The organism is Brevibacillus sp. GCM10020057 (assembly GCF_042683565.1).
Taxonomy (GTDB): domain Bacteria; phylum Bacillota; class Bacilli; order Brevibacillales; family Brevibacillaceae; genus Brevibacillus.
In genome coordinates this window covers 137,964-148,873 of the sequence record NZ_JBHUJW010000021.1, presented here as the reverse complement: position 1 = coordinate 148,873, position 10,910 = coordinate 137,964, and the positions used below count along the sequence as shown (strand labels likewise).

Below are 10,910 nucleotides of genomic sequence, written 5' to 3'. Positions count from 1 at the left end.
TTCCGGATCATGCGACCCGAAAACCTATCCGGTATTAGCATAAGTTTCCCTATGTTATCCCGGTCTGAGAGGCAGGTTGCCTACGTGTTACTCACCCGTCCGCCGCTAGGGTCCGAAAAACCTCGCTCGACTTGCATGTATTAGGCACGCCGCCAGCGTTCGTCCTGAGCCAGGATCAAACTCTCCAATAAAATTTGTTTCTGGTTCATCGCTTTTTCAAGCTGGCAAATCATTAAATGATAGACTCATCAACGCTTTCGCTGTTCAGTTTTCAAAGAGCATTTTTGTCAATCGCGCTTGTGGCGTCGACTCTTTTAACTATATCAGGTCTTGTCTCAAAAATCAAGGGTTATTTTTAGAAGTTTAGCTTTTTTTCATTCTCCTTAAAATTACCCTCAAAAGCGACAAGATTTATCTTATCAAGTTGGCATCGAAAAGGCAAGCAGAAAAGCCAAAGAAATTTTAACTTTCCTGTCAGACATCCAAAATGACGCGCATTTCATGCACGGGATCAACCAGAGCAGACGACCGCAGCTCGCTCGGCAACTCGTTCCACGCGGCTTGCCTGTTTTCCCTTCTCTAATTTTGCGAGACACAGACAAAGGCCGCGCTTCTCTGGATCTTTCATACGTGCAAGAGGATGAAGGCACTTCACTGCCTTACGGAAGCTTCTGGTGTAAGAAAATGGCAGCTGCACCGCAGCGCTTTGTCAGCTGTACATCATGCTCCAGCCGATCCCCCGCATGAGCGACGACTTGCCCACCCGACTCACGGAGCCTCCCCCGCGAAATATCGGCCCAATCTTACGCCGCGACGCAGCGACCTTCCCAACTGCCTGCAGACCGGCTCTACAGCATCTGCCCAAGCATGAAAAAAACAGCACATACGGGTTCCGGCGACAGGTGTACCGTAAAAGGCAAGAGACCGCCATAGACGAGAAAAACAGAATAAAAAACACGGACAGAACGCTCACGTAGATGCTGCTTCATGCGTACGTCCCAAAGCTCACCCGTTTCCACACGTCCGCGCAGTTTGCCAGGGAGAAATGGCAGCCGAGTTGATGGCAAGGGGTCCGGCATACTTTTTGGCCGCTCCCCCGCGCAGAGTCGAGATACAGCTTCGGATTATCGGAGATGCCCTTTACATCGTCTACAGGCAGCAAGTATCCGCCATCCGCAATCGCGGTGGTCTCGGAGTACGAGCGCAGCTTGCCGGACCAAATTTGCTGCCTGACTCTTGTGCAACTCTCTATGCAGTAATATTTTAGTATGCATTCTCTAATTTCAGAAACAAATTTACGGCAAAACATAAAAAAAGAGACAGACGTTTTATCTGTCTCTTTCGCAGGAAAAACGGCGAGCCGCTTTCCTTACATCATGCCCATGCCGCCCATGTCTGGCATTCCGGCAGGAGCTTTGTTTTCTTCTGGTTTGTCAGCAATGACTGCTTCAGTAGTCAGGAACATAGCAGCTACGGATGCAGCATTGGACAGCGCGGAGCGGGTAACTTTGGCAGCATCTACGATACCAGCTTCCAGCATGTTTACATACTCTTCGGTAGCAGCGTTGAAGCCGATACCTACTGCTTCTTTTTTCAGGCGCTCTACGATGACAGAGCCTTCCAGACCTGCGTTCGCAGCGATTTGGCGAACTGGCTCTTCCAGGGAGCGGAGGACGATTTGTACACCTACTGCTTCTTCGCCTTCTGCTTTTACAGCTTCAACAGCTTTGATTGCGTTGATCAGAGTTGTACCACCGCCAGGAACGATACCTTCTTCTACTGCAGCGCGAGTAGAGTTCAGAGCGTCCTCGATGCGGAGCTTTTTCTCTTTCAGTTCGGTTTCAGTTGCAGCACCGACTTTGATCACGGCTACGCCGCCAGCCAGTTTAGCCAGACGCTCTTGCAGTTTTTCGCGGTCGAAGTCGGAAGTAGTGTCTTCGATTTGTTGACGGATTTGTGCTACGCGGCTGTCGATGGCAGCTTTGTCGCCAGCACCTTCCACGATGGTAGTGTTTTCTTTGGTAACGACGACTTTGCCTGCGCGGCCCAGTTGATCCAGCTTGGTGGATTTCAGGTCCAGACCCAGTTCTTCAGTGATAACTTCGCCGCCAGTCAGAGCAGCGATGTCTTGCAGCATAGCTTTGCGGCGATCGCCGAAGCCAGGAGCTTTTACCGCTACAGCTGTGAAGGTACCGCGCAGTTTGTTTACTACCAGAGTAGCCAGCGCTTCGCCTTCTACGTCTTCTGCGATGATCAGGAGAGGTTTGCCGCTTTGTACCACTTGCTCCAGTACAGGCAGAACTTCCTGGATGTTGGAGATTTTCTTGTCAGTGATCAGGATGAAAGGATTGTTCAGAACCGCTTCCATCTTGTCAGTGTCAGTGATCATGTAAGGGGAAGCGTAGCCGCGGTCAAATTGCATACCTTCTACTACTTCCAGCTCGGTTACGAAGCCTTTGGACTCTTCAACGGTGATAACGCCGTCTTTGCCCACTTTTTCCATAGCTTCTGCGATCAGGTTGCCCACTTCTTGATTGTCAGCGGAAATAGCCGCTACTTGTGCGATAGAAGCTTTGTTTTCAACCGGTTTCGCAATCGATTTGATTTCTTCTACAGCAGCGCGAACTGCTTTTTCCATACCGCGGCGGATCACCATCGGGTTGGCACCAGCCGTTACGTTTTTCAGACCTTCACGGATCATAGCAGCTGCCAGAACCGTTGCAGTCGTAGTACCGTCACCAGCGATGTCGTTGGTTTTGGTAGCTACTTCTTTCACCAGCTGTGCGCCCATGTTTTCATAAGCGTCTTCCAGCTCGATTTCTTTTGCGATGGTTACACCGTCATTGGTGATGAGCGGAGAACCGAATTTTTTCTCCAATACTACGTTGCGGCCTTTTGGACCGAGGGTCACTTTCACCGCGTTTGCCAACGTTTCCACACCGCGGAGCATCGAGCGGCGAGCGTCTTCAGAGAACTTTACTTGTTTTGCCATCTAATCTCTACCTCCTGTTATGTGTTTGCTTGTTCAACTTCCTATGACTTGCTATATCAAGTTCATTAACCGACAATCGCGAGGATATCGGATTCACGCAGCACGAGGTATTCTTTATTGTCTACCTTTACTTCAGTTCCGGCGTATTTGGAGAAGATCACTTTATCGCCTTCTTTTACTTCCAACGCGATGCGCTCGCCGTTGTCAGCAACACGACCGGAGCCTACTGCGATGACGCGGCCTTCTTGCGGTTTTTCCTTTGCCGTATCAGGCAGAACGATACCGCTCGCAGTCGTTTCGTCTTTGGAGATAGCTTCGATTACCACACGGTCACCCAATGGCTTAAGCACTAAAAACACCCTCCTCAAGAAATATAGGTAAACAGATTTATTGTTGTTAGCACTCGCTTCATATGAGTGCTAACACCCAACTCCTATAATAATGAATCACTATCTACTTTGCAAGTAGTTTCCCTCACTTTTTTCCATATCCCAGCCCTCCTGACGGCAACTCTCGCAAATCCTCATCTAGCAAAAAGTGTTCTGCCAAACCGTCGCGCTCATATAAATCAAATAGAGTCAGACAAGCTAACCAAGGAGGGATCTGCGCATGCGCAAATGGCTGCTGATTGGTGCGTGTGTTCTGTCGATTGCGGGCATCAGCCGTTTCTTCTCATCCGAGCATTCTTCCCTGATCCGGGTCAACCTCTACCCTGCTACCCTCTACTGGGACGGCCGCAAAGTCGTCTCGAACCAAAAGTCGGGAGCAAGCGCCGGTATCCTCCCTCAAGATGTGCCGCCTGCGCTGGAATACAAAGGCACGCTCTACGTTCCGCTCTCTGTCGTCGGCCGTCAGTTGAACAAGCCGGTGGGCTGGGACGCCGCTTCCTATTCCGCCTGGGTTGGACAGCCCCCCGCTGCGCTTGCCAAGCAAGTTTTGCCAGCATCGCCGCAGCCCGCCGTTCCCGCTATCACATCAGCGACGACTCCATCTGGTAACGCTGCTGCACCTGCCAGTACGACGGCGGCGGCATCGGCCAAGGCACCGCAGCCCAATAACCTCTTCGGACTTACACTCGGCATGTCCGCCGCTGACGTAACCAGGCAGCTGGGAGCGCCTGGGCGCAAAGAACCGAGCAGCCTTGGCTACCAATGGTGGATTTACAACAGCGATCCGGCCCGTTACGTGCAAGTCGGCATCGGAGCTGACGGCAAAGTCGTGGACCTGTACTCGCTCGCTCCGCAGGCCAGGCTGGGAGAGATCGGCATCGGCACGCCCCTGCAGGCTCTGGAGCGTTTGCACCCTCTGCAGAACGTGGTCTCCTTCTCATACATGGGCGCAAACGTGCAAATCACCAACCAGAAACAGCAGCGGCCGCTCGTCATGGAAAACGGTGTCGCTGCCATCTACTATCTGGACAAGCAAAACAACGACAAGGTGACCGCGCTGCGCCTGATCGATACACAGATGCTCCTGCGCGGGGGCTTTTATGAAACGAAGTGGACATATCAGGGACAAGCTCCTGATTTCGACCCGCCCGCCCTCTCCGTGCAGGAGCGGGAGATGGTCAACGCGGCGTACGAGCGGCAGATTCTCGATCTCGTCAACGTCTCCCGTTACCGCGCCAAACTGCCCCCGTTGCAATGGAGCGAAGCGGCCGCACAGGTGGCGCGAAGCCACAGCCTCGACATGGAGACCAACGACTTTTTTGACCACGTGTCGGCAACGACGGGCAGCACTCCGTTCGACCGCCTGAAGCAGGCGAAGATCTCCTACCGAATGGCCGGCGAAAACATTGCCGCAGGCTATCCGGATGCCATCGAAGCGCACGAAAGCTGGATGAACAGTCCCGGCCACCGGAAAAACGTGCTGGAAAAAGGCTTTACCCAGCTCGGCGTAGGCGTCATTTCCGACTACTACACCCAGACCTTCCTCACACCCGCAAAATAAAAGCGTTCCCGTACAATCGGAACGCTCATGGAAGCCGAACCTGTTCTTTCAACTTTTGGACACCGCGGGCAAACTCGACAACGACCGTCTCGTATTCTTTGGTATGCAGGATGAGCCATGGCGCCCTCCCGCCGCGCTTGGGCATGATGACAAACATTTCTGCAATATCCGCATCGATGCCGGCCGAGCGAAGCACCAGACGCTTGGGAGGCGTCAACGGGATTTTCACAATCATGACGTGGTCGAGAGAAGGACTGAACTCGAGGACACGCCCGCTTACGCTGTCCAGTATATGCTGCGCTTCCGCCTGCAGAGCTTCGCTGTTGTCGAATGTCGCCACCACTTTCTGCTGATCCGAGTCAAACAGTTCGATTTTCTCCGCCACTGCCGCACCGGGCGACGAGAAGAGCAGCGCCACACATAAAATCAGCCACATACTGCCGACACCTCCTGTCATAACCGTATTAGTATTGCCCGCTTCCATCCGGACATACGAAAAGGGGCGTCTCCAAGTCAAAAAATCGACTTTTGAGACGTCCCTTCGTCTTGATCTGCTAACGAACGGCTTCCTCCGTTTCGTAGCCGTATTCTCTTTCCCACTCTGCTTCTTCCCTGAGCTGCTTGCGATAGACAACCCGCGACAGCCAGATGCTCATCTCGTACAAGAGCAAGAGCGGGATGGTCACCAAAATGTCGCTCACGATCTCGGGCGGCGTCAAGGCAATCCCGACGACCGCGAGACCGAAGTAAGCAAAGCGGCGCATTTTCGCAAGCCTCATCGGGTTCAAAATGCGAAGCCGCGTCAGGAACATGACGATGATCGGGAGCTGAAACAGCACGCCGAACGGGATCACCATGTTGAAAAGAAAGCCGAAATACTCCGCAATGCCGTAGTTGGGGTCCGCGCCAATAGTCGCGGTCATGTTGGTCATGAACTGCATGATCATCGGAAAGACCACGTAGTAGCCGAACACAATACCGATCAGAAACAGGATGCACGCAGCCGGAATGAAGTAAAGCGCCCCCCGCCTTTCATTCTCTTTCAGCCCCGGAGAAACGAAGCGCCATAAATGGTACAGCGCCACCGGCAGCGTCACCACAACCCCGATCAAAAACGCGAACTGCATGTACACGCGCAGCGCGTCTGACGGATGCAGGGAGATGATCGGAACGCCATCAGCGATCGGCTCCTGCTTCAAATATTCAATGAGCGGTCCAGCCAAAAAGAAGCCGGCAACCAACGCGACAACAAATACGGCCAGCACCCACAGAATGCGCTTCCGCAGCTCTGCCAGGTGCTCAACCACTGTCATTTCCTGATCCTTCATGGCAGCCACCTTGCCCAATCAAGCCTTTTGTTGTTCCTTTTCCATTCGGGAACGCTCCAATTCCATCTGTTCCCGGATTTCTTTCTCGATGCGCTCCCGCTCCAGGCGCTCGCGAATCTCGCGCTCGATCTTTTCACGGTCAAGGGCATCCTTTTCCGTCACAGCCGCCGCTTTGGCAGCACCGTCTTTTCCTTGCTCCTTGCGCTTGGCTTCGTCCTCGTCATCGTCGTCGCTCGTCAGGCTGCGAGTCGCATTCTTGAATTCCCTGAGCGTGTGACCGACGGCACGCCCCAGCTCCGGAAGCTTTTTCGGTCCGAACAATACCAATGCCAAAATCAAAATAAGAATCAGTCCAGGAATCCCAATTGTACTCATGCTCGTTCACTCCTTTTTCCTGTTCATTTCCAGTCTAACCAACTAGGACTTCAGTAAACCGCCGTAACCCAAGCGCGTCATGTCCGCAGCCTCGATGCGCTCTCCAGCCAATATCCGCGGCAGAAAGACGTCAAAGGAGGTGACTTTCTCATGCATCACCGCGCCGGGCAGGCCGAGAATCGGCGTATCTCCCTTGTAGGCGACCATCAGCATCGAGCCGGGCAGCATCGGCGTCCCGTAGCGTACCACCTCTGCGCCTACACCGGCAATCGCTCCCGGCGTACGGTCGTCCGGATCGACAGACATGCCGCCGGTTACCAAAATCATGTCGACGCCTTGCTCAAGGAAGTAATGAATTTCCCGTTCAATCCATTCCTTGTCGTCAGGGGCAAAGCGCTGCTCCACGATCTCCGAGCCGAGCGCCTCCACCTTGTTGCGGATGACCGGCCCGAACTTGTCCGCGATTCGCCCGGAGAAGACTTCTCCCCCTGTAGTGACAAGGCCGATCCGCTTTTCCTGGAACGGCTTTACTTGCACGATTGGCCCGTCGAACTGCCTGGCCAGCTCTTCCAGTTCGACGATCCGTTTTTCTTCTATAATCAGCGGAATGATTCGGGTAGCGGCCAGCGTGTGCCCGGGATGGACCACCTGATCGCCGTAGATAGTGGAAAACGCGATGCCTTCCAGCTCGTTCAGCGCATGGACGGCGGCTGCATTGATCTTGGCCAGCCCTGTCCTCGATGCCTTCATGGAGACTTTGCCTTCGTACGGCTCCGTCAAAGTCAAGCCTGCACCCGCTACCGCCCTGGCGATCCGCAGGCCGGCCTCCTCCTCGTGAATAAACCCTTCCGGCATTTCCAGCACGTAGATGTGCTCCTTGCCGATGGAGAGCAGGGGCTCGATGTCTGCCTCCGTCACGACGTGGCCCTTTTTGAAAAGACGTCCCTTAAACTCGCCGGGCAAAATTTGCGTCATATCGTGCGGAAGCATCATGCCAATCGCCTCGCGCACCGGCACTTCTCGCAACTTCGGTTTCTCTACCATCCTAACCCGCCCCAATCTTCATTCGCCTTTCCCGTCCCCTGCAGGATGTGCAAGGCGTCCGACAGCATGTCCCCGATGGCGTTGTAACAAATCTCCACGCCCATCGGATTGCCTGGCAGGTTGATGATGAGAGAATTGCCCCGCGTACCCGCTACCGCTCGCGTCAGCATGGCACGGCGAGAATGCTGCAGACTGGCACGGCGCATTTCTTCGGCCAGCCCAGGTACCGGCCTGTCGATCACCCATCCCGTCACTTCCGGAGTGACATCCCGCGGACTAAGTCCCGTTCCGCCGGTGACAATCAAAAGATCGCATTTTTCCCGATCTACGAGCTCGATCATGTTTTCCTGCAGATCTTCCATATCATCCGCGACCGCCCGGTAGATCGCCACGTCTACATGCAACCATTCCGTCGTCAATTTACGAATAATCGGGATGCGGTCGTCTACGCGCGCTCCTCTGGCGATGGTGTCGCTTGCCGAAATAACGCCTACCTTCCATTTGCCCACAGCTCATTCCTCCGTTTGCTCATTCGATTGTATTGTACACTTTTTTGTTCCTGTTGTAGATAGTGCCCTCCGAAAAGAACACTCCTGACACAAAAGATTCACGATTGAATGAAGCCGCTCTCGGTTACCAGTCCATCCAGCAAGATGTCGTGCGGCTCCCGCGGAACTGCATCGACGACCTGCATGGCGAAAGCGACGCCCACGAGCAGCGGGCGGCGAACCAGACCTGCGAGAAACCGGTCGTAATAGCCTCCCCCATAACCCATCCTGCCGCCCTGCCGGTCAAATGCGACTCCGGGCACAAGCACCGCATCGAGCCGATCCAGATCGGCGGCAACGGACAGCGCCGGGTCGGGTTCCCATATCCCGTATACGCCTTGCTTCAGCATGTGCGGGCCTTCGTACCGGTACGGGACGATCCGCCTCCCGGAAGAAATGGTCAGAGGCAGCCAGATTTCCTGCCCCCTCGCCATCGCCTCCTGCACAAAAGGCAAGATGTCCAGCTCCGCTCCGAACGGGTGAAACGCCATGATCGCCCGCGCCTGCGCCAGTCTCTCGCTTGCGGCCAAATGGCGGCACGCCTGGGCGGAGTATGACGCGCGCATGGCGGCCGGCATCTGCTGGCGCTCCTCGATGATCCGCTTCCGAAGCTGTTGTTTTTCCTCTTTTTGTTCCATACCCGACCTCTCTCCTCTCCCGCTCCGCCGGTAACATGCCCCAAGGCTTGTCCCTGACGCTCTCTGTAAGCTACACTGGCATTAGTCTATAAAGAGGTGAACCTGATGATTTTGCTGCAAGCTGAACATATAGAAAAAACGTACGGCATTGAAACCATTTTACAAGACATCTCCTTGCAAATACAAACAGGGGAAAGAGTCGGCCTCGTCGGCGTCAACGGCGCAGGCAAATCGACGCTGATGAAAATTCTCGCCGGAGAGCTAAGCTGCGACTCCGGGACGATCCGCATCCCCAAGGACGTCACTCTCGGCTATTTGGCGCAAAACAGCGGACTGGAATCCGAGCGCAGCATCTGGGACGAAATGCTTTCTGTCTTCACACACCTGCAGCAGGAAGAGCAGGAGCTGCGGGAGTTGGAGGCCAAAATGGGCGATCCTGCTGTCATCGCGGACGAGAAGCGCTACCAGCAACTGCTGGAAAACTACTCCCACCGCTCCGAGGCGTTCAAGGAAAAGGGCGGATACAGCTACGAGGGCGCCATCCGCGGCGTGCTGCACGGCCTTCGCTTTGCGGACATGGATTACCAGACGCCGATCGGCACGCTGAGCGGCGGGCAAAAGACCCGCCTGGCACTGGCGAAGCTGCTGCTGCAGTCGCCGACCATTTTGCTTTTGGACGAGCCGACCAACTATCTGGACATCGAGACGCTGACCTGGCTGGAGACGTATTTGCAAAACTACCCGGGCGCGATCCTCGTCGTCTCTCACGACCGCTACTTCCTCGACAAGCTGGTGACGATCGTCTATGAAATCGAGCGCCATCGGGCCACCCGCTACGTCGGCAACTACAGCCGCTTTCTCGACCAGAAGGCCGCCCGACTCGAGCAGGAGTTGAAGCGGTACGAGAAGCAGCAGGAGGAAATCGCCAAGCTGGAGGATTTCATCGCCCGCAACATCGCCCGGGCGACGACGACCAAGCGCGCGCAGAGCCGGCGCAAAACTTTGGAGAAAATGGAGCGGCTGGACAAGCCGATCATGCAAAACAAGTCCGTCAACTTTTCGTTTGACGTGTCCAAAATGAGCGGGAACATCGTCATGAAGGCGCAAAATGTAGCCATCGGGTACCCGGGCGCCGTGCTGTCAAGCGGGCTGACCTTCGAGCTTGAACGGGAAGAGCGGGTCGCACTGGTCGGACCGAACGGCATCGGCAAGTCGACCCTGCTCAAGACGATCGTCGGCGAGCTGCAAGCGCTCAAGGGCGACGTCCGGTTCGGCAGCAACGTGACAATCGGCTACTACGACCAGGAGCATCGCAATCTGAACCTAAGCAATACGGTGCTCGGCGAAATCTGGGATGAGTACCCGCAAATGCCGGAAAAAGACGTGCGCACCTTGCTCGGCAACTTCCTGTTCAGCGGGGACGACGTACAAAAGCGGATCAGTGATCTGTCCGGCGGCGAGCGCGCCCGCGTCTCTCTCGCCAAGCTCATGCTCAAGCAGGCCAATTTCCTGATCTTCGACGAGCCGACCAACCATCTGGACATCTACAGCAAGGAAGTGCTGGAAAATGCACTGTACGACTATCCCGGCACGATCCTGTTCGTGTCCCACGACCGCTACTTCTTAAACAAAATCGCGACCCGCGTCCTGGAGCTGTCACCGGGCGGCGTCACGAACTACCTGGGCAACTACGATTACTACGTGGAGAAAAAACAGGAGCTGGCCGAGCTGGCAGCCGAGCAGGCCGCACAACCGGCGAAAAAGCAAGGGGCAGCCGCCCAGCCGGAGAAGTCTTCATACGAACTGGATAAAGAAGCAAAACGGCGCGAGCGTCAGCGCCAGCGCCGTCTGGAAGAAATCGAAGCGACGATCCAAAAGCGGGAAGCGGATATCGTCCGCTGGGAGGAAGAACTGTGCCTGCCGGAAATCTACAGCGACCACGTCCAGGCCAAGGAGCGCAACGACCTGATTCAGGCTGCCCGCGAAGAGGTGGAGCGGCTGTACGACGAATGGAGCGCTCTCTCCGAGGAATAGC

The 10,910-nt window shown here is 55.1% G+C and carries 10 protein-coding genes and 1 rRNA gene; 2 read left to right on the top strand and 9 right to left on the bottom strand.

The annotated features are described in order from the left end of the window. The 3 genes from ACFSO0_RS06650 to groES all read right to left on the bottom strand — a co-directional run. Positions 1-191 (bottom strand): 16S ribosomal RNA (locus ACFSO0_RS06650); the annotation flags it as partial. Positions 192-1,369: 1,178 nt separating this feature from the next. Beyond that, positions 1,370-2,992, bottom strand: a complete 1,623-nt coding sequence (gene groL, locus ACFSO0_RS06645; RefSeq protein WP_376878090.1) for a chaperonin GroEL — start codon at positions 2,990-2,992, stop codon at positions 1,370-1,372. A 65-nt stretch (positions 2,993-3,057) separates the two neighbouring features. Further along, positions 3,058-3,342, bottom strand: coding sequence for a co-chaperone GroES (groES, locus tag ACFSO0_RS06640; protein WP_023556652.1), 285 nt, complete (start codon positions 3,340-3,342; stop codon positions 3,058-3,060). A 259-nt stretch (positions 3,343-3,601) separates the two neighbouring features. Here groES and ACFSO0_RS06635 point away from each other — a divergent pair, with 259 nt between their 5' ends. Further along, the gene (locus tag ACFSO0_RS06635; RefSeq protein ID WP_376878087.1) at positions 3,602-4,942 is read left to right on the top strand and encodes a CAP-associated domain-containing protein; all 1,341 of its coding nucleotides are present in this window, start codon (positions 3,602-3,604) and stop codon (positions 4,940-4,942) included. A 25-nt stretch (positions 4,943-4,967) separates the two neighbouring features. On the opposite strand, the gene ACFSO0_RS06630 is transcribed toward ACFSO0_RS06635, so the two are convergent. From ACFSO0_RS06630 to ACFSO0_RS06605, 6 genes are all read right to left on the bottom strand, one after another. Then, complete coding sequence (locus ACFSO0_RS06630; protein ID WP_376878084.1) at positions 4,968-5,378, bottom strand: hypothetical protein; 411 nt, start codon at positions 5,376-5,378, stop codon at positions 4,968-4,970. A gap of 118 nt (positions 5,379-5,496) precedes the next feature. Then, positions 5,497-6,270, bottom strand: coding sequence for a twin-arginine translocase subunit TatC (gene tatC, locus ACFSO0_RS06625; RefSeq protein WP_376878081.1), 774 nt, complete (start codon positions 6,268-6,270; stop codon positions 5,497-5,499). 18 nt (positions 6,271-6,288) lie between these two features. After that, the gene (locus ACFSO0_RS06620) at positions 6,289-6,645 is read right to left on the bottom strand and encodes a twin-arginine translocase TatA/TatE family subunit (RefSeq protein ID WP_376878078.1); all 357 of its coding nucleotides are present in this window, start codon (positions 6,643-6,645) and stop codon (positions 6,289-6,291) included. Positions 6,646-6,687: 42 nt separating this feature from the next. Then, entirely contained in the window at positions 6,688-7,689 is a 1,002-nt protein-coding gene (locus ACFSO0_RS06615; protein ID WP_376878075.1) for a molybdopterin-binding protein, read from the bottom strand. Beyond that, positions 7,683-8,198: a MogA/MoaB family molybdenum cofactor biosynthesis protein gene (locus tag ACFSO0_RS06610; protein ID WP_376878072.1), complete on the bottom strand. Its 516-nt coding sequence runs from the start codon at positions 8,196-8,198 to the stop codon at positions 7,683-7,685. Before ACFSO0_RS06610 ends, ACFSO0_RS06615 begins: the two co-directional genes overlap by 7 nt. Before the next feature lie 98 nt (positions 8,199-8,296). Next, on the bottom strand, positions 8,297-8,875 hold the full coding sequence (locus tag ACFSO0_RS06605) for a 5-formyltetrahydrofolate cyclo-ligase (protein WP_376878069.1): 579 nt from the start codon (positions 8,873-8,875) through the stop codon (positions 8,297-8,299). Positions 8,876-8,980: 105 nt separating this feature from the next. Here ACFSO0_RS06605 and ACFSO0_RS06600 point away from each other — a divergent pair, with 105 nt between their 5' ends. Continuing rightward, positions 8,981-10,909, top strand: a complete 1,929-nt coding sequence (locus ACFSO0_RS06600; RefSeq protein WP_376878066.1) for an ABC-F family ATP-binding cassette domain-containing protein — start codon at positions 8,981-8,983, stop codon at positions 10,907-10,909. Position 10,910 lies beyond the last annotated feature (1 nt).